The sequence below is a fragment of the Novosphingobium aquae genome (assembly GCF_037572715.1).
Classification (GTDB): domain Bacteria; phylum Pseudomonadota; class Alphaproteobacteria; order Sphingomonadales; family Sphingomonadaceae; genus Novosphingobium; species Novosphingobium aquae.
Genome location: NZ_JBBHJY010000002.1, coordinates 85,278 through 108,256, shown reverse-complemented (window position 1 = coordinate 108,256; position 22,979 = coordinate 85,278). Strand labels below are relative to the sequence as shown.

Genomic DNA, 22,979 nt, shown 5'->3' with positions numbered 1-22,979 from the left:
AGAGCGCTTTGCGGGGCCGCAAATCGGCCCAATTTTGGGCTTTTCTCTGGAGGCCATTTGCGCGTTACGGAATTGAAATTTGGCCAGAGTTTCCGCCGATCAATTGGGCTCAATAGCTACGAAAACGGATCGCCTTTTTGCTCACGCCACAAATTGCGCATGGGCCAACTCGGCGCTCGAAGCCATTGAGGCCGACTAGCTCGTTTGCAAATCGCTCCGAATTCTCGTTCTGCTCGAGGCCAAGGCGTTCCGTTATACAAGGACTGCAAATTACATCTGGCGAAAGGCGCTCGATCAGCGCCTTGACCCTGTTTTGAACGGTTGCGAGCATGTCAGCGTCCTATCGAAGACCCTCATTCAAAGATAGCCCGTCCAGGATTTTCGAAGTGCACTCTTGCGTCAGCTAACGCTGACTTGCACGAACCCGCTCCGCGGGAGGGTCGCTTGGGTGCAAGGTAGCGTGATAATCATAGGTTTTGGGCGGGGAGAGTCCGCCGTCTGACCATGCAAGTCCCTTCAACGAGAGGAACTTGCCATGACCACCACTTCGACCACGCCCATCAGTCCGCTGCGCCAGCGGATGCAGCACGACATGATGATGCGCGGATTGTCGCCCCGCACCCAGCACCAGTACGTCCGCAACGTCCAGCGCTTTGCCGCCTTTCTCAAGCGTCCGCCGGATACGGCGACGCCGGAGGACCTGCGCGCATTCCAGATCCACCAGCACGAGTGCGGCGCCAACGCCGGGACCATCAACAGCACGGTCTCGGCGCTGCGCTTCTTCTACACCGTGACGCTCAGGCGGCGTGATCTCGCCCGAGGTCTGGTCGCCACGCGCCGCCCGCACACAGTGCGCGAGGTACTGAGCGTCGAGGAGGCAGCCCGGCTGCTCGAGGCGGCGCCCGGGATCAAGTACAAGGCCGCACTGGGCGTCGCCTATGGCGCAGGTCTGCGCGTCTCGGAGGTCGCGCACCTCAAGGTTGACGATATCGACAGCCAGCGCATGCTGATCCGGGTCGAACAGGGCAAGGGCGGGCGAGACCGCAACGCGATGCTCTCACCGCAACTGCTCGAGTTGCTGCGGATCTGGTGGCGCGAGGGCAAGCGGCGCGGGGTGATGTTCCCGCATGGCTGGTTGTTCCCTGGGCGCAGCTACACCGATCCGATCTCGGCCCGGCAGTTGCACCGCGCCGTGCAGGAAGCCGCCGAGGTTGCGGGGATCAAGAGGCGCATCAGCCCGCATACACTGCGCCACAGCTTCGCCACCCACCTGCTCGAGCAGGATGTCGATATCCGCGTGATCCAGGTGCTGCTCGGCCATGCCAACATCGATACCACCGCGATCTACACCAAGGTCTCGACCAGGACGATCCAGGCGGTAGCCAGCCCGCTCGACCGGATCATCGCGCTGATGGAGGGCAAGACCCCGCCCGGCTGAGCCGGTGCGCTCGCCCCTTGAGGTCGCCGATATCTTCCGCAGTGCAGGCCCGGCCTATCGGCTCGCCCATGCTGGGCATCTGAGCCTGCAACAGCTCAAGGTGATGACGGCGATCGAACACTGCCGCACCCCGGCGCTGGGTGGTCATGTCGAGGCCTGCACCGACTGCGGACACTGGCGAGTGGCCTACAACTCCTGCCGCAACCGGCACTGCCCGAAGTGCCAGGGCGCGGCGGCGCGCGCCTGGCTGGCGGAGCGCGAGGCCGATCTGCTCCCTGTCGGATACTTCCACGTCGTCTTCACCCTGCCGGCCGAGGTCGCCGCCATCGCCTTCCACAACAAGGCGGTGGTCTATGACCTGCTGTTCCGGGCTGCCTCGGAGACGATGCTCACCATTGCCGCCGATCAGAAGCACCTCGGCGTCCGCATCGGCATCACCGCCGTGCTCCACACCTGGGGATCAGCGATGACCCATCATCCGCACGTGCACATGATCGTCCCGGGCGGCGGTATCGCACTCGATGGTTGCCGCTGGATATCCTCCCGTCCCGCCTTCCTCCTTCCGGTGCGGGTTCTGGGCAAGCTGTTCCGCCGCCTGTTCCTGACCCGGCTGCTCCAGTTCCACGACGCGGGGCAACTCGCCTTCTTCGGATCGCTTGCGCCACTCGCCGACCGCCGCGCCTTCCTCCATCATCTCGCCCCGGTTCGGAAGGCGCGCTGGGTGGTCTATGCCAAGCCGCCCTTTGCCGGACCGCAGGCGGTGCTCGCCTATTTGTCGCGCTATACGCACCGTGTCGCCATCTCGAACCGGCGCCTGCTTGGCTTCGACGAGACCGGCGTCACTTTCCGCTACAAGGACTACCGGCGTGACGATCCCGAGCGGCAGCAGGTCATGACGCTTGCCACGGACGAGTTCATTCGCCGCTTTCTGCTCCACGTCCTGCCGCGCGGGTTCCACCGCATTCGCCACTACGGCCTGCTCGCCGGTTCCGCCCGCAAAGACAACCTCGCCCAGGCCCGGCACCTGCTGGCGGTCGCGCTACCGTCTGATGGCGATCCCGACGAAGTCGTCGAAGTCCGCCCACCATGCCCGTGCTGCGGTGGCCGCATGGTCCTGATCGAGACCTTTGCGCGCTGGTGCCAGCCCCGCGCACCGCCGGCAACCACCACGCCCTTCCGGGAACGCGCGCCATGACCCGGCATGGCTCATCTTGCCCGCTGGTCGTATCCGCCGCAATCCGGCCAACGAAGCCGTATGTGCACTTCATTGCCGGGTTATTGTCCAGCCATCCTGACCTCGGCGAAGTTACCGCATCGGCTGCTAAGTCCGCGATCGAATGGCGCTCGACGCGTTGGTTCTGCACCATTCAACCGACAGTGCAGACCGCAAGCCGGACCAGCCCGAGGCACAAATCCCCATAGCACAGCACGTACGGCCCGCGGGTTCCTGCATGTTAGGATTTCGTACGCTCATGCGCCCGAAATCCTTCGACATAGCCGCCGTTCGAACGGCTGCACGGCATTCCAAAAAGCCGCCGTACATTCAGTCGCTCTCCGGCGGCGGCCACGCTGCCGTTAGCCGCCGCCCCAGGCGGGAAGGTGAACCCCGGTTTGTTCGGACGCAGTCTCCGTTGTCTTGTAACACCCACTAACCGGATGTCCCCGCAGCCCTACTCTCGGATCACATACTCGACAAAGCGGCGGTCGAGCATCCGACAGCCTATTGCCTCAGTGTTGGCACCGACCTCTCTCAGCAATGCCATATGTGATATCGCTTTGACCGTTTCTGTGGCGTCCCAGAGGTCGATACCACTGAGTACCTGCTCGTCGCGGTCGGTCCGGTGAGCATAGTGGTTTCGAGTCGCGGCCACGCGGCCGATGAAAGATTTGCGAGCCTCGTCAGGCCGCAACGAAGAGATCTCCGCCTCGAACCCATCCCAATAATGACGCAATCGTTGCCGCAAGCCGGGTTCGTGCGAGTGAGCAAGCACCCCGGCGACCCGATCTATGACATCATTTGCGATACTGCGTTCACGCAAGGTCGCAAGGATTGGCGCGATATCAATCGGAGTGGCAACCGTGGTAGCCGTCCGGCGGTGCAGCGCTTCAAGCGCTTGGACGAAGATTTGGAAGCGCAGCTCGGTGGGCAGCGCCGTCTGCCCAAGACCACTCATGTGCAGGCGGATCGCATCCTCCAAATCATCGTACCGCGCCAGCCAGCGGTCGAGGATCGGAGCGAGAATCTCAGCCGTGTTTGCCGTGAGAATCGGGTCTGCCGGCTTCTCCAAAACCTCACTCATCAGCAGCCCATGGATGCCCACCTCGTGCGGGTTGCCATCTTGCGGGAGCTTCATGGATGCGCTCGTAATCGGCAGCACACGCCCCATCACGAGCGAGAGAAGTTGACGGATTCGGTGCATGCTCTGGAGAGCAAAGTCGACGTCCACTTCGTCAGGAAATGTGATGTCCGCCGGGTAGGCAAGCGCCACGGTGGGCCCGTCGATGATGTTACCGCCTGTCTTGATGCTCTGACCGAGGCTCACGATAATCCCTGCGGACGGACAATGCAGAGCGATTGGCCGTGGTGAAGCCACAGAGTAGTTCATGATGAGCCCGCCTTCATCTGGGAAGATCATCTGTTGAAGCACGCCATTGACGTGTAGTATTTTCGCAATATCGCCGACATGCATAGACCAGGTGCGGGTCCTGATCTGGTCTCGGGTCTCGAAGTGCGCGCTCTCGAACGCAAGCCCTACGCTGTAAGTCGATAGGCCGGCCACACCGAGCCGCATATTGTGGTTGCGGCGAAAGAGATTGGTCAGCGTGAAGTAGCCAGTGTTGCTCGTAAAGCGAGCCAGGTCCATGCGCTCCGGCATATTGGGGGTGTGGCCGGGACTTGCGACATCGAGCGTGACCCGCCCAGGCTCCAACAAGAGCGTTGCGCCAAATTGAGCGCCGGCGAGTTCGACATGGCCACGGTGGGTGAAAGTGTTCATAAGGCTCAATAGCCACAAAATTGACAGGAAGATCTAGCAATCGAAATCTATTCTCGCAGTCCCCCAGCAGTTCAGCTATTCTAATCTCTAGAGGGACCGTTTAACATGGACGAGCCGGCCGACGCGTCATCAGAACCGAAGGACGGTGCCACGCTGGCTGTTCAGGATCCGGCGCAGCAGCTGAACACTACCGATCCAGGCGATGCGACAAGTCGAAATTATCGGTATCAGCACGCTTACGGCATCATAATTATGGTCGCTGCGAATCGTGGCGTGCGGCCATATGTCGCAATCTGGTGTGAGCATCACGAAGACTTTCTCGCGCAACGCACTGACGATGTCTTCGACGGCTACCAAATCAAGACCTCGCGTCCCGAAAGCGGAGCTTGGAAGCTCACTGATGGCGAACTGACCAAATCCATCGGTCGCTTCCTCGATCTGGTCGAAGCGTTTGGTGACAAGATCGGTGATCTGTTCTTCGTCTCGAACAAGGATTTCGATCGCGTCACGCCGGAGAGCAAGAATGAACGCCAGAGGGGACGTTGCCCCCCTCTCTTCCTCGAGCATGTAAAAGCCTGCTCGACCCGCAGCGAGATCGCCGCGCCCTTCGACAGTGCTTTCGATGAGCTCCAGGCCACCTGCGGTTGCAGCCCCGAGCAGCTAATCGCTGTCCTGCATCGGATGGACTTAGTCTTGGGACCTTCTCGCGGTGAGTTCGACGCGACGATCTCCAATGAGCACCTCCCTCAACTCGACGATTGTCGCAGTTTCACGCCCAACCAGCTCAACGCTTTCCGGGACGACCTCGTGGCGCTCATCTATCGGGCGTCATCGTTGCAGGTGACCGATCCGATCCGACATCTTCGCCCCCTCGTCGCGCCGCGCGATGGCGATCCTGCGCTTGCTGCGAAGAAAATCGTGATCGCGGATGCACTTCGATACGACGGCGCTTCTGCAACGCCGGACTTTCGCTATCCCGGCGACCCGAAGCTCGATCTCAGCGCCGGGCTGAAATCGGACATCCTCGAACAGAAGTTTGACGCTGCCGGACTAAAGGAGGAAATCGAATACATCAGCGAAAGAGCCCGAGCAGCGGAATATAACCTGCTTGAAGATGCCATGCGGCGGCCCGAGCGTTTTCCCGCTCTGCTACGGCAAATCGAACAGCGGGTGCATGGAGAATTGTCCGAAGCCTATTTGCGCGCGCGGCAACAGCCCAGCCCATTTGGGCCCGCCATGCTCATAGACGCGCAGGACAGGCTGCGCCGGGTAGCAGCGGATGATGCGGTAGTGATCGGCCGCCATTCCTATGATTGTCTGATGGGCGTCGCGGGATTGCTCACCGGCGAGTGCCGCGTGTGGTGGAGCCCGCGATTTCCGCTCAATCCGCCGGTGGTCACATGAGCCTTCGCCTTATTCAAGCAGTAGCCGAGACCGAAAATCTCGACGATTTCCACCTCGGCCGATTGCTGGTTTTGCTGGCGAGCGCGGATGCTCGAAAATCGACGCCGGCTACAAAGGCGAAGGCGGTCGAAGGCATCACCAAGCTGGCCAAACTCGACTTCTTGCTGCGCTACCCCACAGCCTTGGAGCGGGCGCTGATCGAACTCGGCCGCGACCCAGCAGACGCAAAGGTGCAACCGCGCGAACGGTCGTCGATCGAGGCGAAAATGGTCCGATTTCGCTATGGACCGTGGGACGCACGCTATCGGCGTTGGCTGGGTCTTCTCGCGGCGCGCGGTCTCGTCATTCTGGGCCTGCAGGGCAATACGGTGCAGATCGGCCTCTCCGACGCAGGCAGAGTGCTAGCTACCGAGTTTCAAGCGGATCCGCTGTTCGCCGACCTCGCCCGCCGTGCCGAGGTGGTCATGAAGGCGGTTGGACCGATGTCGGCCACGCGGCTGAAGGATTTCGTGTACGTCGCGATCCCCGAGATCGTCGATATGAAGTGGGGAAGGGAAATCGATCTATGAGGCAAAACCTCTTGTCTCGCCCCGTCATCGTCGGCGTCCAAGCATGAAGTTCAGGCTCACCTCTCTTGTCCTGAACCTTCGGCGCGGCGCGGTTCAGATCGATTTCGCCGACGTCAGCTATTTTTGGGGCCAGATGGGTGCCGGCAAGACCAGCATCCTGAGGCTAATCGACTATTGCTTGGGCGGCAGTATCCAGCTCTCCCCCGCAATGCAGGATGAATTCGTTTCAGCGACGCTCAGCGTGTCGCTTCTGAACGGCGAGATCACGATCGAACGCCCGCGCGATTCCGATCGAGTGATCGCCAAGTGGGGCGAAGGCGACGAGGGCTTCGAGTTGAGTCTTCCGGCGCGACGTCCCGATGGTGAGGTGTTGCCGGGGACCGGTGTCGAACAACTTTCGGACTTGCTCTTTTGGCTATCCGACATTCGCCCGCCCCGTGTGCGAAAGAGCAAGACGCGTGACGATAGCGACACTGCCCGGCTCTCGATGCGGGATTTGCTCTGGTACTGCTATCTCGACCAGGATGAGATCGACAGCTCCTTCTTTCACCTGGACGAGAGCGCTCCGTTCTACAAACGATACAAGAGCCGTGACGTGCTGCGGTACGTCATTGGGTTCCACGATGAGAGGGTCGCCGAGCTCGAAGCTGAACTGGATCAGCTGCGTGGCGAACGTCTCGCGCTGACGGCGACGATCGACGGTCTGGTCAAGGTACTCAAGGAAGTCGGCGTCGAGTCCGAGATGCAGATCCTGCAGCGCGTCTCGGGCCTGCGGGATCAGGCCGCAGGCTTCTACGCAGAGATCGAGGCGGCTCGAGAGCGCACGACACGGGAGCAGAGAACAGACCATGCTGCCGACATCCTGCGCGCACAGGCGCGTGAGATGGGGGTAGAGCTCGGCCGCTTGGACGAAGCCATCGCGAACATTCTCGAGGCCCAGGAGCGGGACCGGCGGCATTTGCACGAGATCGAGACGCTTTCCCTCAAGTTTCGGAGGTCTGTCTCTGCAAAGGCGGTGCTGACCGGCGTCGCGTTCGAGTCGTGCCCTCGGTGCGCGCAGGATTTGCCCGAACGGGATACCGGCTGCTGCATAGTTTGCGGCCAGGCTGACAATGTCGAGATTGCCGATCCAGTCGAACTGGCGGTGATCGAGCGAGATGCGAAAGCCCGCATCGCGGAACTCAACGGCATTCTCGCGCTGCATGACGCTAAGTTGGGAACAATGCGAAGCGAAAGGGAATCGTTGCTCGCGACAAAGGCCCGCATCGAGCGCGAGCGCAATGAAGCAATGCATCGGTACGACACGGCCTATCTTTCGACGATGATCACGGCTGAGCGCGAGGCAGCGTCGCTGTTGCAGGAGGCCGAGAATATCGGATCTCTGATCCGCCTGCCTCGCATGGTCGAGGCGCAGCGCGAAAGTCTCGCTGACATCGTAGGCAAGGAACAGCGGCTTCGCGCAGAACTCAAGGAAATCCGAGAGGCCGCAGAGAGCGACGCAACCAACCTCGATCAACTCAAGGCATATTTCCTCGATTGCCTAGTGCGCGCGGGCGTCCCCGGCATAACGGAGAATGATCGCGTCGAAATACCAACTCCGTCATTCTATGCGGAAGTCTTTGGCCCCAGTCCCAACCAGCACGCCGTCACTACATTCGCGACGATCAGCAGCGGAGGCAAGAAAACCCTCTTCAAAAGCTGCTTCGCGATCGCCGTGCACCGACTTGCCGTTCAGTTGAAGGCGCCTCTGCCTCAATTGCTGATCATTGACTCGCCTATGAAGAATATCAGCGAGCGGGAGAACCGAGAGCAGTTCGAAGGCTTTTATCGATTGCTTTACGAGCTCAAAGCTGGAGAGTTTCGCAACACACAGCTGATACTTATCGATAAGGAATTCTCAGCGCCGGCTGAACGAGCGGACTTTGCATTGTTCGAGCGCCACATGCGACCCGGCGACCCGGAGAACCCACCGCTAATTCCTTACTACGACGGCAAGTGACAAGGCTTGGGGTCGGCTCGTCAAACATAGTCAGTAATTCCAGACAGTCGCTAGGTCTCGGATCCCAATCGTTTTAAGTTATCTTTGAGGGGGGTTGCGGGGCGAATTCTGGAGAATATTTGACACGCCGGCCCTCTGGTTGAGATGTCTGTAATCTTGATCGGCGCCCCTGAAAGGAGCCGTTCCGGAGTGTCCAACACAGTAGTCTTTAAGATGTTCGTCGATTTCTTGCTAAATCTGTATCGTCATGCCCTTCAAAGCGCTTTCAAGCCCGGCATCAAGCACTTCCATCACGCAGATCGCATCGCTAGTGGGCAGCGGGGTTGACCCTTTGCCCGCCAGTGCAAGCGCTAACGCGCGCCAAAATAGCCCATAGTCACCACGCTCGTTCGGGATCTGCTCTGATCTGTCCGGGTCTTCGGCTGGGATGAAGATCCCAGGTAGGGGGTCCTCGCCCAGTGCCGGATCTCCGGGGCTCGCACCTGCCACTATCGCGGCCTCCTGCGTGTCTAAACCGTGCTTGATCCAGCTGCCGCCTGTCCCATGCACGGCGAAACGCAGCCGGTGATCTGCGGATAGTTTGCTTGAGTGCAGGACCGCTCGCATTTCTGGATAGTGGAGGATTGCGTGGAACCAATCCGGTGCTGGAGCTCCATCGCGCAGCGTGGTGACGTCTGCTGTAATCGCATCAGGCTTGCCGAACAGGCAGATTGCCTGATCGACGAGATGGGGACCAAGATCGAGCCATGAACCACCCGTCCGTGCCTCTTTCCAGACAGAGAGGGCCTCGGGTTTCCAGCGGTCAAAATGACTTTCGAAATGAACGATCCGGCCTAACTTCCCTTGCGAGATAAGTCGTTTCAGGGTCAGAAAATCGGCGTCCCAGCGTCGGTTGTGAAATACGGTCACCATCCGGTCTGCTCGTTTTGCTGCGGCACAGATCCGTTGAGCATCAGCAAGATTGGTCGCGAACGGTTTGTCGATCAGCACATGTTTACCGGCGCTGAGCGCTTCCATCGCGTGCGCGGCATGGAAGTCATCGGGACTCGAAATGACGACGAGATCGATACCGGGCAGCGCCAACAGCGCTTCGACCGAGGGGACCACCATCATGCCTGGCAACTGGGCATGAACCTTCTCAGGATTTCCCGAAACCACCGCGCGGAGCGCGAGGCCCGCAGTGGCTTCAATGAACGGCGCGTGGAAGACGCGGCCCCCAAGTCCGAAACCAACCAGACCCACGCCGATTTCCGTCATTGTTCCCCCTGATTTCCCGTCGGCATCCGCGGCACCCCGGATTAGCAAACCCAGTCAGGTGGGCAATGCGTTTTGGTGCGAGGCCTCGATCTAAATCTCAGACGCTAAGCGGCGTTCATGGCGGCCAACTGAGATACTGGACCTAGCTGGTGATTCTTCTGAGCTGACTAGCGACCTTTTGCAGCTCGGCGAGCACCCCATCGAGCCTATCAAGGAGAGCAATGATCTCCACGTCGCTCATGCCACGGGTGAATAGCAGATCGGGGCTGAGATCCTCCATCGCGGCTCCGATCTGGGTACATAGCCTGACGACGAGGTCCCGGGTCTTCTTATCCATGAGCATACGAAGCCGATGCCGGATACCAAAGTCCAGACGCAGCTTTGTCGCAGAAATGCTTGAATGGCATCAATTTCGTAGACTCGTTCTGCACCAGTCTCATTTTCACAGATTCACGCAAACCCGAACCGCCGTGCCTGCTCGTCCCAATCCGCTGATATCTGGGCATTCAGGAGCTTTATGGCGTTGAGCCCGGCCGGTTGCTCGCCAACGGTAATCGCATCGATGATCGTGGGGGAGAGGAAGGCCAGGCGTACCAGGCGCGTCGCGTAGGAATCGTTGATCTGCTCTTCGCGGGCGAGGGTGGCGATGTCGATGTCACCGCTCTCGAGCCTGCTCCAGAGTGCGCGGGCCCTGGCGAGGAGCTTCAGAAGGGCAGGATCGGGCTCGCGAGCGGCAACGGCCTTGCCATCCTGCTGAACGATGCGGACGACGTGGCCAGTGCGGGTTATTCGCAACGGAGAGGTGAGGGTGGTTGGCAGGGCCGGGGCTGCTGCAAGCACTGGCAGGCCCAGCAGGTCATTGAGCACCTCGCTATTGAGGTCCACCTGCAATTGCTGCGGCTGGACCGTGACCCGGTCCACCAGCGCGCGAATGGTCACGCTGTCCTTGGCCTTTACCTTGTGGGCGAGAGGTTCTGCGTTAGCCGAAGCAACACGGAGCAGGTCGGCATCGACTTCGTGACCGAGCGATGCCGCCAGATGCATCGGATCGCCGAGCGCATCGCCAAGCATGGCTTCGACCGCACCTTCAAGCTCACGCGCCGGGATACGCAGCCCATGGTTGCTGCCGCCTGCCTTGTGGTGGAGTTCCCGGCTGACATAATAGCGATAACGGTGCCGGCCTCCTACGGCTTTACCTGACGACTTGCCCTGGGCCGGTTTGCAGGCATGGGTGGCCAGCAATGGATCGCCGGCCTCATCATAGGCCAGACCTGCGAGCACGCTGGGACGTGCCGCACGAACGCGGCGCTCGCCTTGGGTGTGCTCCTGCAAGAGTTGCTGCGTGCGTTCCCAGGTCAGTTCATCGATGATGGCAGAATGCAGGCCGGGATAGGTCTTGTCCTTGTGCCGGATCCTGCCGATGTAGACCGGGTTATTCAGCATCTGGTAGATTTGTCCACGGCTGAGCTGCAAGCCGCCAGAAGCGCGGCCGGTGCCGTAAGTTCGGCGCGGGCTGAGAATACCCTCGTCCTTGAGCTGATCGGCGACCAGTCGGACACTTCGCAGTTCAAGATAGCGCCGGAATAGGCCCCGCACGAATTCAGCCTGCTCTTCGACGATCTCCAGGGTGCGCTCGTGGGGCCGGTAGCCGATCGGCGGTGTACCGCCCATCCACATGCCGCGTGCCTTCGAGGCAGCAAGCTTGTCGCGGATGCGTTCGGCAGTGACCTCGCGTTCGAACTGTGCGAAACTAAGCAGCATGTTGAGCGTCAGCCGTCCCATGCTGGTGGTGGTGTTGAACGACTGGGTGATCGAGACAAAGCTGGTGCCTGCCTTGTCGAAGGCCTCCACCAGTTTGGCGAAGTCGAGCAGCGAGCGGGTGAGCCGGTCGACCTTGTAGACGACGACGATGTCGATCTTGCCAGCCGCGATATCGCCAAGCAGGCGTTGCAGGGCAGGGCGCTCCAGGTTGCCGCCCGACAAGCCGCCGTCGTCGTATTGCTCGGGCAGCAGTGTCCAGCCCTCGCTAGCCTGGCTCAGCACATAGGCCGCGCAGGCCTCATGCTGGGCATGGAGCGAATTGAAGCTCTGCTCCAGACCCTCCTCGCTCGACTTGCGGGTGTAGATGGCGCAGCGAACCTTGTTCATGCCGCTTTCTCCTTGGTCTTGAGGCCGAAGAAGAGGGGACCCGACCAGCGGGTCCCCGTAATCGCGCGGGCCACTTCGCTGAGTGAACCCCACTCGCGGTCATTCCAGCGGATGACCCTATCCTCTCCGATCGTGACCACGTGGATCTTGCCAGCCCATTCGCGAACCAGCCGCATGCCAGCGTTGATGCTGCGGCCATCCGGGGTCGCGGCCGCGAGTTTCGCGAGGTCTTGTCCGCTGCGCCGCGACAGGCCGCCACGCTCGTGGGCCTGCAGCTCGTAGCCGACGGCGAGACGCAGCAGCTTGGGGCTAAGTTTTGGAGCGGGGCGGCCCGTTAGCTGGTCCCACTCGGAGCGAAGTTCTGCCGCCGACATCCGCTCGAGTTTGGCCAGTTGTTGCTCGAGCTGAACGCGCCGCCGGGTCACTGCGCATTTCCAGAGGCGGAGTAGTGGGTCACGCCATCTTGCTTGACCTTAGCGATTGTGTGGCCCTTCTTGCGCAGACCGCTCAGAACTGCGCGGGCGCTATGCGGCTGCCAGCCTGTTGCCGCGACCATATCGTCCAGGCTGGCTCCGCTGGGCCGATGCAAGAGTTCAAGTACCAGGCTGATTTTATGGGGCAGGGGCGGCTTTCTGTCACTTGCAGGTGCAGTCAGCGTTGTTTCTCCCTGTGCGGGCATGCGCGCCATGCGGCGAGGCTTTAGCCCCTGCGCCTTTGCAATGGAGTTTGAGGTGAGGGGCTCAATCTGTTCGGCAGCCTGCTCGGTGGGCTTATCGAGGTCGTGCATGGGGGGTACTCCAGGTCGCAGGCAGCGGTATTGCTGCTTGTACCACCCAAGGCCCCGCCGATTGATATCGCTAGGGGCGCTGCCGGTCATCCGGGCGGAGATTCATTAACGCCACCATTGCTCTGCGTCGCCGTGAAGTCGAACGGTTTCTTATGCCCCAAGTCGTCGAAATGGCCTTTGGATTTACGAACTGGAAATACAGGCGGATTTGGGAGTTGCCCCTTGCGTTCGCTTGGGGGCCCTGCTGCCCGACTAAAGCCGTTTTCAATCGCGGTTTAGCTGTGCTGACTGAAGCATGGTTGCCCTCCGGGTCGGAGGTATGGGGAGCATAAAGCTGAAGGCAAAAGCTCGCTCCGCGCAACGGTCAGACTAACAGTGGCGCAAGTACCGTGCGCCATGTCTCGGGGATTGGGCGAGGGCGGCGGTCGGACCGATTGACATAGACATGGACGAAGTGACCCTGCGCGGAAGCAGTCTCTTCGTTGTCTGCGAAAAGTCCTATTTCATACCGCACGCTTGACGTGCCGATATGGCCGATCCTTACCATTGCGGTGACACGCTGCGGAAACGAAACCTCACGGTTATATTGACAGCCGCTATCCACGGCCATTCCGATGATCGGTCCCTTTTCGACGTCGATGAGTCCATTTTCCAGAAGGAAAGTGCCTACCGCAGTGTCGATCCAGCTATAATAAACTACGTTGTTGACGTGACCATAAACGTCATTGTCCATCCACCGCGTACTTACCGTGCAGGAAAATCTGTAATCGGAGCGGGTGTGGATTGGCGATCGGCTCATAAAGTCGCTCCATTTGTTAATTGATAGACAGTCACTCCGTCCGCTCCGGTCCTGCGATGCACGCTACCACGGGTGACGAGATGATTTAGAAGGGCGAGAGTCTCACCTGTCGCGAGACCCATCAGGGGAATGTCACTGCGGGAAATCGGCCGTTTGAACAGCACGCCGAAAAGCTCATCGGCCCTTTTAGGCTGAACGAGGGCCGGCAAAAGTTGTTTCAATACCCCACGTTGCTCTCCAACCAGGACATCAATACGTTCGTGCAGACCCGTAAAGCACCGGCCATGCGACGGCAGGACAAGGACATCATTGGGAACCTTTTCGCGAATGCGCGAGAGCGTCGTGAACCATTCCGCGAGCGGATCGCCATCGGGCTCGACTGGATCGACCGAGATGTTGGACGAAATTCCCGGCAGCACCATGTCGCCAGAAATGAACAAGCCAAGCTCTGGGCAATGCAGGCAAGCGTGTTCTGGAGAATGCCCGCCACCCGCAATCACGCGCCAGAGTTTGCCGCCTATCTCCAGTGTGTCGTTATCACGCATGCGTCGGATGCTGCCGGGAAGGGGAGCATAGAAGCCTGCGATCGTCCGCTTGCGAGCGCCCAGTTCGGCAATTTCGGCTGCGGTCCAACCGGCCTTGCTATGCAGGGCGCGGAAGGCCGGTTCCTCACCGGACGAACCAGCGATTGCCTGGGCAGACAGGTATTCGGTGCGCGTCATCCACAATTTGCAGCCAAACTTCTCGACCAGCCAACCGGCCAGCCCGGCGTGATCGGCATGCATGTGAGTGACGATGACACGGGTGACCGGCACGTTGCCAAGATCCTCGCGCAGCAAGCGCTCCCAGGTTTCAGTGCTGCCCGGATGATCAATCCCGGTGTCGACAATCGTCCAGCCATGCCCGTCCGCCAGCGCCCAGAGGTTGATATGGTCAAGCGCGATCGGCAACCCCATCCGCAGCCAGTGCACGCCTGGCACCAGTTCCATCATCTTTCCCGTCTCTGGCGGCGCGGGTAGCGGATGGATTGGCGCAAACACGCCGCGCTTAGTGGGCTGGAGCAGGTTCATCCTGCGGCGATATGCCGGCGCGCGCCGCTTCTCAGCCCCTCATGGAGAGGGGGCCCCCTCCAATCGGGGAGTTTTCCGTTTGCTCTCGCGGCCTAGTCTGAGTGCGCGAGAGACGACGAGGAAACGGAAGCCGAACATGCAATTCAACACGCTCAAATGGGAACTTGAAGACCGAATTCTTGTCCTTCGCCTCAATCGCCCCGAAAACCTCAATGCCTTCACAGTCGAAATGGCCAACGAGTTGGTCGAGGCATTTGCCCGGGCGAGTGAAGACGATACGGTGGGTGCGGTCATTGTCACCGGCGAGGGCAGGGCGTTCTGTGCTGGCATGGAGCTGACAACCGAAGGTAACGCTTTTGGTCTGGACGAAACTCAAAGCCCTGGCCTTGCAGACATGCGCGGCGAACTTGGCCCGCTTTCGCGGCGAGATGCCGTGCGCGATGATGGTGGCCGGGTCACACTGGCGATCTTCGCCTGCAAGAAGCCGGTGATCGCAGCCATCAATGGCCCAGCGGTGGGCATCGGCGCAACGATGACGCTAGCGATGGACGTTCGCATGGCATCGGAAAAGGCGCGGATGGGCTTCGTTTTCGGCAAGTTGGGGATCGTGCCCGAAGCCTGCTCAAGTTGGTTTCTGCCTCGTCTTGTCGGGCCGCAACAGGCGCTTGAATGGGTGCTTTCTGCCGAAATCTTCGATGCCGAGGAAGGGCGGTGCGGCGGACTTTTCCGTTCGGTTCACGCACCGGACTCCCTGCTAGACGAGGCAAGGGCGCTAGCCGGCAAGTTCATCAATAATCGGTCCCCAGTAGCGGTGGCCCTCGCGCGTCAAATGATGTGGCGTAACGCGGCGCAGCCCCATCCGATCGAGGCACACCGCATCGATTCACTTGCCATGTTCTACACCAGCATGGCTGACGGGAAGGAGGGCGTTGCTGCCTTTTTGGAAAAGAGAGACCCTGTCTTCACGGGAAAGGCTTCGCAGATGCCGTCGTTCTATCCCTGGCAGGACGACCAATAAGCCGTCGAAGCCAAGATTGACCAAGGTGTAATTCGGAAGGGAATCAAGCTTGCTGATCAGGGCAGCCGTGCTGCGCGCAACCGATGCCGATGGGCCCTACTCACGGACCCGCCCGCTTGATATTGTCGAGGTTGAGCTTGCCCCGCCCGGCGCGGGTGAAGTGCTGCTGAAGATAAGGGCGGCCGGGCTTTGCCATTCTGATCTGTCGGTCATCAACGGTGATCGCCCCCGCCCATTGCCGATGGTGCTGGGGCACGAGGCTGCGGGTGTGGTGGCGGCTGTGGGAGCTGGGGTTGCCGACTTGGTACCGGGCGATCACGTTGTCAGCGTATTCATGCCCAATTGCGGCCATTGTCTTCCCTGCGCTGAAGGACGACCCGCGCTGTGCGAACCGGGGGCCGAGGCGAATGGCGCGGGCTTGCTGATCGGCGGAGAAAGCCGCTTCGGCGGGACGCCTCGTAATCACCACCATCTTGGCGTCTCCGCCTTTGCGGACCATGCTGTAGTTTCACGCCGTTCGTTGGTGAAGATACCGCGCGACATTCCCCCGATCGAAGCGGCGCTATTTGGCTGTGCGGTGCTTACCGGGGTCGGAGCGGTTGTGAATACCGCGGGGCTGACAATGGGTGCATTCGCCGCTGTGGTCGGCCTCGGCGGAGTTGGTTTGGCGGCCGTGCTGGGGGCACGGGCTGCGGGCGCTGGGCGGATTGTCGCCGTGGACCTCTCTGAAGACAAGCTGGCTTTGGCCCGCGAACTGGGGGCGACCGACACGATCAATGCGGCCGAACCGGATTGCGCCGCGCGGGTCCGGGCTCTGACCGAAGGCGGGGTGGATTTTGCGTTCGAGATGGCCGGATCAATCCGGGCTCTTGAAAGTGCGATTGCGATGACCAAGCGCGGAGGACTGACAGTAACTGCGGGACTGCCTCCTGCAGGCTCGGCCCTGCCAGTCGACGTTGTGCGCTTGGTGGGCGAGGAGCGCACGCTCAAGGGCAGCTACATGGGCTCATGTGTGCCCGCTCGAGATATCCCTCGCTATATCCAACTATACCGTGAAGGGCGCCTGCCTGTTGACCGCCTTCTTAGCGCGACGATGAGTTTGGATCAGATCAACGAAGGGTTCGACCGACTGCACAGCGGAGAGGCAGTGAGGCAGGTGATTGTCTTTTGAAAGTGGCTCCCCCCTCCACAAGGGGGGATAACCCCGCCCGGTATCCCGCATAGCATTCCCGGCAGTGCTGCTGGCGCGGCAGATATCAAGGGATGCAAGACTATGGCAGCGGAAGACATCTATATCGTCGGGGTGGGAATGACCCACTTTGGCCGTCACATGGACAAATCGGTCAAGCAGTTGACTGCATGGGCGGTTGAAGATGCGCTCAAAGATGCTGGCTGCGATCGCAAAGACATTGGTGTGGCCGCGTTTGGCAACACGGGCCAGGGTCACTTTGATGGCCAGCACATGATACGCGGGCAGGTAGCGCTGTTGCCAATGGGAATCGAGGGTATCCCAATTTTTAATGTCGAGGCGGCCTGCGCTTCAGCCAGCAGCGCATTCAATCTGGTGATCAGCCAACTGCGCTCAGGTGTCGCTGATGTCGGGCTCGCCGTTGGTTCGGAAAAAATGTACTACTCCGACAAGGCGAAGATGTTCGGCATCTTCGATTCCGCTTGGGATCTTGAAACCCGCGAAACCAACGCAGAAGCAATTATCGCGCTGGGGAAGGGTATCGTTCCTCCGCCGGGATCGACTTCCGATAAGCCATACAGTTCGTTTATGGACGTTTATGCCGGGTTCGGCCGGCAGCTGATGTCTCGCTATGGCGTTACCCAGCGGCAGGTTGCGGCGGTTGCCTCGAAGAACCACGGCCATTCGGTCCACAATGAACGGTCGCAGTACCGGCACCCCATGTCCATCGACGAGGTGCTGGCCGCACCACCGATCACCTATCCGCTGACGCTGCCGATGTGCTCGCCGATTTCCGATGGAGCGGCTGCGGCGATTCTGGTGAACGAAGAGGGAATGAAGCGCCTTGGCTTCAACCGTAGTCGCGCGATCAAGGTGCTGGCCTCGGGCATGCGTTCGGCCTCGAAGCACGATCCGCACAATTTCGATCTGCACGTCTCTGTCCAGCTTTCGCGCCAATTGTACGAAGAAGCCGGGGTTGGCCCGGAAGACGTCGACGTGGCCGAACTGCACGATGCGGCCTCGATTGGGGAGCTGTGCATCTCGGAAAACATCGGCTTGTGTGCGCCCGGCGATAGCGGTGCGATGGCTGAGCGCGGCGATACCACCATTGGCGGCAAGCTGCCGATCAATCCGTCGGGCGGGCTTGAATCCAAAGGCCATCCGATCGGCGCTACCGGGCTTGGCCAGATCTTCGAAATCGTGCAGCAGTTGCGCGGCGAATGCGGCGCGCGCCAGGTAGAAGGGGCGCGGATCGGATTGCAGGTGAATGGCGGCGGCGTTTGGGGGACCGAGGAATCGATCGACCACATCGGCATTTTCGGCCGCGCATGATGCGCGGCCGCGTGCGTCGGCGCAGGGGAGAATGATTGCTATGCGCTTACGCCAGCCAGCTCTGCTCCTAGCAGCTGCATTGTCACTTTACGCCAATCAGCCTGCCCCGGCCCAAGGCCGTTCGGCGGGGCAGGTCGCCGAAACGTCAACGATCTCTCCCTCATTTGAACGGCGGGCTGTTGAGGTTGCGCTATGGGGCATGCCAATCGTTTCGTTCGACGCAATGCGCGACGCGTACTTCCGCGATGCTGAGGCAAGATACAACGATTTGGTCTACTGGTCGCGTCCATCGGATTATCTAAACCAGACCACGACGCCCAATTCGACCTCGCACTATGTCTATGCCAACGTCAACCTGGCGGATGGGCCGGTGGTCTTCGAACTGCCTCCATCGGGAGGAACTGCGCTTTACGGAAACCTGCACAGTGCCTGGCAGGTGCCGGTTGAGGATTTCGGGCCAGCTGGGATCGACAAGGGATTGGGCGGCAAATTCCTGCTGACCCCGCCCGGATATGTTGGCCCAGCTCCGGCAGGGATGCGGACCATAGACATGCCGACACGCAATGGCTATTTTCTGCTGCGTCTTACGCCAAGATCGTCTCAGCCCCGGTCAGTGGCGCAAGCCAACGGGCTGATCAAGCAACTGCGGCTGTATTCGCTGGCCGATGTCTCAAATCCTCGGGCGCAGCGCCATATCGACATGTCCGGCAAGCTCTTCGATGGCATTGCGGCGATGGATGCGGGATTTTATGACCGATTGGCGCGAATATTGGGTGAGGAAGCACCTGATCGACGCGATATGGTGATGCGCGGCATGCTTGCAAGCCTAGGTATCGAGCCGGGCAAGCCTTTTGCGCCAGCAACCGCGCGACGCCAAGCGCTTGACCGCGCCGCCGCGCAGGCCAAGTCGGAAATGATAGCGATGGTGCTGACCCGCCGCGCCCCCTGGTGGCCAGGCTCGCAATGGGGCACTTCGGCCGGGTTGGTCGATATCGGCAAGGCGGGTTTCACCTATGAACAGGACGGTGCGCTGCGCCTTGACGACCGGGCTCGAACTTTCTTCTTCGCCTTTGCCATGCCCCGTCATCTTGGCGCGGCCACGTTCTATCTGACCCAGACTGCCGACAGCGAAGGGCAGGCCTTGTGCGGCGACGAGACATACACGCTGCATGTTCCCGCGGATGTCCCCGCAGCCGATTTCTGGGCGATTAATGTCTACGATCTCGAAACCAGTGGCTTCCTTCGGGGCGCAGCTTCTGTGGGCACCGATTCCAACCGCCGCAATCTGATTCGCAACAAGGACGGATCGGTCGACATCGTGTTTTCGGCCAAAGCGCCTGCTGGCCCCGAAGGCAATTGGGTAACTCTGATGCCCGGTCGGCGCTGGACCGCCATGTTTCGCCTCTATGGCCCTGGCCCGCCGCTGTTCGACAAGCGCTGGCGCTTGCCCGACATCGTGAAGAAGCCCTCGATGCTGCGCGTGGCAGCTCAGCCAGAAGGACGACCATTATGATGCATGTCACCCGCTTTCGCGTCGCATTGGCAACGCAGGCTGTCGTGCTTGCTCTCACTCTTGCAGGCTCCTTTGCTTCGCCGCTTTCAGCGGAAGCGACCCCAAGCGCACCGAAAGAGGCGAGCGCCGCCACGATTGCGGCAAACGCAGCTGCGGCAAAAGCGATGCCTGCCGAAGACGGGGCAGATCAGGCCGCCGTCCGCCGTGGCCTGATCGAAGAGTTCACTGGGCGGATCGTGAACGCCAAAGGCGAGGTCATCGTTGATGCGCGGGCCTATGACTTCCTCAAGGCTGACACGTCCGCGGCAACGGTGAACCCCAGCCTGTGGCGCCACGCCAAGCTTTACTCGGTCGCTGGATTGTTCAAGGTAACCGACCGGATTTACCAGCTGCGCGGCTTTGATCTGGCCAACATGACGGTAATCGAGGGCGACAGCGGATTGATCCTTGTTGATCCCCTGACCTCGGCTGAAACCGCGAGGACTGCGCTGGAATTCTACTTTCGGCACCGTCCGAAACGGCTCGTGGTCGCCGTGATCTATTCCCACAGCCACATCGATCATTTCGGCGGTGTGCGCGGGGTGGTTGACGAAGGAGACGTCAAGGCAGGTCGCGTCGCGATCTATGCTCCGCGTGGCTTCCTGAATGAATCGATCAGTGAAAACGTCTTTGCGGGAACTGCAATGCTCAGGCGGGCGCAGTACCAAGGGGGCAGCCTGATGGAACGCTCCATCACCGGGCAGGTTGGTGCGGGGATAGGGATCAACGGATCAGGACGTGGCGAAACCAGCCTTATCCCGCCAACCGTTGAAATCGCCGGTCCTTACGAACGTCGAGTGATTGATGGGGTCGAGTTCGAATTTCAGGTAACGCCGGGAACAGAAGCGCCGGCCGAAATGAACTTCTACCTGCCAGGCCAGCGGGTGCTCGACATGGCGGAGAACGCGGTGCGGTCGATGCACAACGTGCTTACTCCCCGCGGCGCGCAGGTTCGCGATGCCAAGGGCTGGTCCGAGTATATCGATGCGGCGCTCGCGCGTTATGGCGACAGGACTGACACTCTCATCGCCCAGCATCTTTGGCCAACATGGGGCGGAGAGGAAATCCGGACCATGCTTGCCGACCAACGCGACATGTATGCCTATTTCAACAACCGCGCGCTTTTCCTGGCAAACCAGGGCAAGACGCTGGACGAGATCGGAAGCGAAATGCGCACCTTGCCGGGTGCCTTGCAGGCCAAGTTCGCGACGCGCGGCTATTACGGCACGACCAGCTTTAACGGCCGTGCCGTCTATCAGCGGTACCTTGGCTTTTACGATGCAAATCCTGCCAATCTCGACCCGCTGGCGCCGGCCGATGCGGCAAGTCGCTATGTCGCGGCACTGGGCGGGCGCAAGCGCGTGCTGGCCTTGGTGCGCGAGGCAAATGGCAAAGGCGATTACCGCTGGGCGGCCGAACTGGGCAAGCAGTTGGTATTTGCTGGGGGCGACCAAGAGGCGCGTAATGCGCTTGCAGATACGCTGGAGCAGCTGGGTTATCAGACCGAAAGCGCTATCTGGCGCAACATGTACCTTTCGGGCGCCTACGAATTGCGCAACGGCCTTGCCAAAGCAGGCGGGGCGGCACGCGGTGGTGACATGACCCGGGCGTTGACACCTCAGATGTACTTTGACTTGTTGGCCGTTCGGCTGGACGCGGACAAGGCCCAGAACCACGATCTGACGCTGGACTGGAAATTTGTCGATCTTGGCAAATCCTTTGCGCTAACCGTGCGCAACGGCGTGCTCACTTGGCGAGAAGGGACCCGGGGGGCGCCTGCCGAGGTGACCATCAGCATGGACAAGGCCACGCTTGACCGGATCAATGTGCGGGAGCTGTCGCTGGCGGATGCAATCGCGGCGGGAAAGGTCAAGTTGGAGGGCGATGCGGCAGGCTTTTTGCAGCTGATGTCATTCATGGCGGTGTTCGATCCGCAGTTTGCAATCGTTGCCCCATAGACGGCGCGGCGCAAAAGCAACGCGAAAGGCAGCCTTGCATGGTGCAGCAACTTAACGCGCAAGACGCACAGTTCCTCTATTTCCAGACCGGTGATCTGCACACGCATATCATGGGCATCTACATCTACGACCCAGCCACTGCGAGCGGGGGGCAGGTACGTTTCAAGGATATTGTCAGGCAGGTCCGCGACAGGATGCACAGCTCGCCGGTGTTCCGGCGCAAGTTGTACCGGCTCCCGCTGGATTTCGATCATCCTTACTGGGTCGAGGATGACCATTTCGACCTCGAAGCGCATATCAGCCACGTGCGTCTACCGGAGCCGGGGGACTGGCGGCAATTCTGCATCCATGTTGCGAGGCACTTCAGCCGACCGATGGACATGAACCGGCCGCTCTGGGACATTTACGTGATCGAGGGGCTGGATCGGATTCCCGGCATTGCACCTGGCAGTTACGCATTGCTTCACCGGGTTCACCACAGCGCGATTGATGGAACGGCTGGCGCGCTAATGTTTGCGGCGTTGAACGATTGCGATGCAGCGGGCACGCCGGCGATCGAACTGCCGAAGGAACCGGTCGCAGCTGGCAAACAGCCAGCACTGGACGTAGTGCTGACCCGCGCAGCGATTGCAAACATGCGCTCCCCGTTCAATCTTACGCGGACTGCGATGGCGTTCATGCCGAATCTTTGGGGGGCATTCCAGGATCGGCTTGCCAAGCGAGACGAGCAGCCAGCTGCTGGTGTCCCGGTGACCCGTTTCAACGCACCCGTGTCGCCACACAAGATGTTCGATGCCGCGACGTTTGCGCTGTCCGATGTCAGCGCGCTGCGAAGGCTGGTGCAAGGCACAACCATCAATGACGTCGTGCTGGCGATCTGCGGTGGAGCGCTGCGTCGTTACCTCGATAGCCACGGCGAGTTACCGGACGACAGCTTGATCGCCATTGCGCCGATCAATGCCCGCCCATCTGGCGCGAAAGCGGAGGCACAGGGCAACAACATTTCTGCAATGACGCTGAAACTTTCGACGACGATTGCTGACCCGGTGGAACGGCTGCGCGCGATCCGCGCGCATACCGCCGATGCCAAGGAGGCACGGGCCGGCCTCAGCGCGCGTATCATGACCGATCTCTCGCGGCACATACCGGGTGCCACTTTGGCCGGAATTGCGCGTATGATGTCAAATCGGCACCTGTCGTTCAGACAGGCAAATCTGCTCATCTCGAACGTTCCGGGCCCGCAGACGCAATTGTACATGAACGGGGCAAGGTTGACCCATTATTACGCCATGGGGCCGTTGGCGAACAACCTGGGCCTGTTCCTCTCGGTTGTCAGTTACAACGGCCAGATCAATTTCTCGATCACATCCGAGCGCGAAATGCTGCCAGACATCAGCCACTTGAAGGACCAGATTGTCGAGGAATTCAAGGCGCTCAAGTCGCGAGTTGAGGCAGTGGCCTGA

At 60.5% G+C, this 22,979-nt stretch carries 19 protein-coding genes; 11 read left to right on the top strand and 8 right to left on the bottom strand.

The window, feature by feature from the left end; translation table 11 throughout:
- The first annotated feature begins 535 nt into the window (after positions 1–535).
- Together WG900_RS05770 and WG900_RS05765 are read left to right on the top strand one after the other, a co-directional pair.
- Positions 536–1,438, top strand: a complete 903-nt coding sequence (locus WG900_RS05770; RefSeq protein WP_339965481.1) for a tyrosine-type recombinase/integrase — start codon at positions 536–538, stop codon at positions 1,436–1,438.
- A 4-nt stretch (positions 1,439–1,442) separates the two neighbouring features.
- The gene (locus WG900_RS05765; RefSeq protein WP_417596967.1) at positions 1,443–2,633 is read left to right on the top strand and encodes an IS91 family transposase; all 1,191 of its coding nucleotides are present in this window, start codon (positions 1,443–1,445) and stop codon (positions 2,631–2,633) included.
- A gap of 475 nt (positions 2,634–3,108) precedes the next feature.
- Here WG900_RS05765 and WG900_RS05760 read toward each other — a convergent pair whose 3' ends face one another.
- The gene (locus WG900_RS05760; protein ID WP_339965479.1) at positions 3,109–4,434 is read right to left on the bottom strand and encodes a HEPN domain-containing protein; all 1,326 of its coding nucleotides are present in this window, start codon (positions 4,432–4,434) and stop codon (positions 3,109–3,111) included.
- Between the two features lie 105 nt (positions 4,435–4,539).
- Between WG900_RS05760 and WG900_RS05755 the strand changes: the two genes are divergently transcribed.
- From WG900_RS05755 to WG900_RS05745, 3 genes are read left to right on the top strand one after another with little or no spacing between them, the layout of a single operon-like run.
- Positions 4,540–5,838 carry a dsDNA nuclease domain-containing protein gene (locus WG900_RS05755; RefSeq protein ID WP_339965477.1) on the top strand — a complete coding sequence of 433 codons (1,299 nt, stop codon included), beginning with the start codon at positions 4,540–4,542 and terminating at the stop codon, positions 5,836–5,838.
- Positions 5,835–6,407: a hypothetical protein gene (locus tag WG900_RS05750; protein ID WP_339965475.1), complete on the top strand. Its 573-nt coding sequence runs from the start codon at positions 5,835–5,837 to the stop codon at positions 6,405–6,407. Before WG900_RS05755 ends, WG900_RS05750 begins: the two co-directional genes overlap by 4 nt.
- A gap of 43 nt (positions 6,408–6,450) precedes the next feature.
- Positions 6,451–8,406: an AAA family ATPase gene (locus WG900_RS05745; RefSeq protein ID WP_339965474.1), complete on the top strand. Its 1,956-nt coding sequence runs from the start codon at positions 6,451–6,453 to the stop codon at positions 8,404–8,406.
- Between the two features lie 231 nt (positions 8,407–8,637).
- Here WG900_RS05745 and WG900_RS05740 read toward each other — a convergent pair whose 3' ends face one another.
- The 7 genes from WG900_RS05740 to WG900_RS05710 all read right to left on the bottom strand — a co-directional run bounded on the left by WG900_RS05740 (position 8,638) and on the right by WG900_RS05710 (position 14,467).
- Positions 8,638–9,663: an oxidoreductase gene (locus WG900_RS05740; RefSeq protein ID WP_339965472.1), complete on the bottom strand. Its 1,026-nt coding sequence runs from the start codon at positions 9,661–9,663 to the stop codon at positions 8,638–8,640.
- Between the two features lie 142 nt (positions 9,664–9,805).
- A complete protein-coding gene (locus WG900_RS05735) occupies positions 9,806–10,000 on the bottom strand; it encodes a hypothetical protein (protein WP_339965470.1) in 195 nt (64 codons plus the stop codon).
- A gap of 113 nt (positions 10,001–10,113) precedes the next feature.
- On the bottom strand, positions 10,114–11,811 hold the full coding sequence (locus WG900_RS05730; protein WP_339965469.1) for a recombinase family protein: 1,698 nt from the start codon (positions 11,809–11,811) through the stop codon (positions 10,114–10,116).
- Entirely contained in the window at positions 11,808–12,236 is a 429-nt protein-coding gene (locus WG900_RS05725) for a DUF2924 domain-containing protein (RefSeq protein WP_339965468.1), read from the bottom strand. The genes WG900_RS05730 and WG900_RS05725 overlap by 4 nt, the downstream gene beginning before the upstream one ends.
- Positions 12,233–12,598, bottom strand: a complete 366-nt coding sequence (locus WG900_RS05720; RefSeq protein ID WP_339965467.1) for a DUF3489 domain-containing protein — start codon at positions 12,596–12,598, stop codon at positions 12,233–12,235. Before WG900_RS05720 ends, WG900_RS05725 begins: the two co-directional genes overlap by 4 nt.
- A 364-nt stretch (positions 12,599–12,962) precedes the next feature.
- On the bottom strand, positions 12,963–13,397 hold the full coding sequence (locus WG900_RS05715) for an acyl-CoA thioesterase (RefSeq protein WP_339965465.1): 435 nt from the start codon (positions 13,395–13,397) through the stop codon (positions 12,963–12,965).
- Positions 13,394–14,467: an MBL fold metallo-hydrolase gene (locus tag WG900_RS05710; RefSeq protein ID WP_339965463.1), complete on the bottom strand. Its 1,074-nt coding sequence runs from the start codon at positions 14,465–14,467 to the stop codon at positions 13,394–13,396. Before WG900_RS05710 ends, WG900_RS05715 begins: the two co-directional genes overlap by 4 nt.
- Before the next feature lie 136 nt (positions 14,468–14,603).
- On the opposite strand from WG900_RS05710, the gene WG900_RS05705 reads away from it, so the two are divergent.
- The 6 genes from WG900_RS05705 to WG900_RS05680 all read left to right on the top strand — a co-directional run bounded on the left by WG900_RS05705 (position 14,604) and on the right by WG900_RS05680 (position 22,979).
- A complete protein-coding gene (locus tag WG900_RS05705; protein WP_339965461.1) occupies positions 14,604–15,485 on the top strand; it encodes a crotonase/enoyl-CoA hydratase family protein in 882 nt (293 codons plus the stop codon).
- 49 nt (positions 15,486–15,534) lie between these two features.
- The gene (locus tag WG900_RS05700; RefSeq protein ID WP_339965459.1) at positions 15,535–16,656 is read left to right on the top strand and encodes a zinc-dependent alcohol dehydrogenase family protein; all 1,122 of its coding nucleotides are present in this window, start codon (positions 15,535–15,537) and stop codon (positions 16,654–16,656) included.
- Positions 16,657–16,758: 102 nt separating this feature from the next.
- Positions 16,759–18,006 carry a thiolase family protein gene (locus tag WG900_RS05695; RefSeq protein WP_339965457.1) on the top strand — a complete coding sequence of 416 codons (1,248 nt, stop codon included), beginning with the start codon at positions 16,759–16,761 and terminating at the stop codon, positions 18,004–18,006.
- Between the two features lie 199 nt (positions 18,007–18,205).
- Positions 18,206–19,519 (top strand): DUF1214 domain-containing protein, encoded by a 1,314-nt coding sequence (locus WG900_RS05690; RefSeq protein WP_339965455.1) that lies wholly within the window; start codon positions 18,206–18,208, stop codon positions 19,517–19,519.
- On the top strand, positions 19,516–21,516 hold the full coding sequence (locus tag WG900_RS05685; RefSeq protein WP_339965454.1) for an alkyl/aryl-sulfatase: 2,001 nt from the start codon (positions 19,516–19,518) through the stop codon (positions 21,514–21,516). The genes WG900_RS05690 and WG900_RS05685 overlap by 4 nt, the downstream gene beginning before the upstream one ends.
- Before the next feature lie 38 nt (positions 21,517–21,554).
- The gene (locus WG900_RS05680; RefSeq protein WP_339965452.1) at positions 21,555–22,979 is read left to right on the top strand and encodes a wax ester/triacylglycerol synthase family O-acyltransferase; all 1,425 of its coding nucleotides are present in this window, start codon (positions 21,555–21,557) and stop codon (positions 22,977–22,979) included.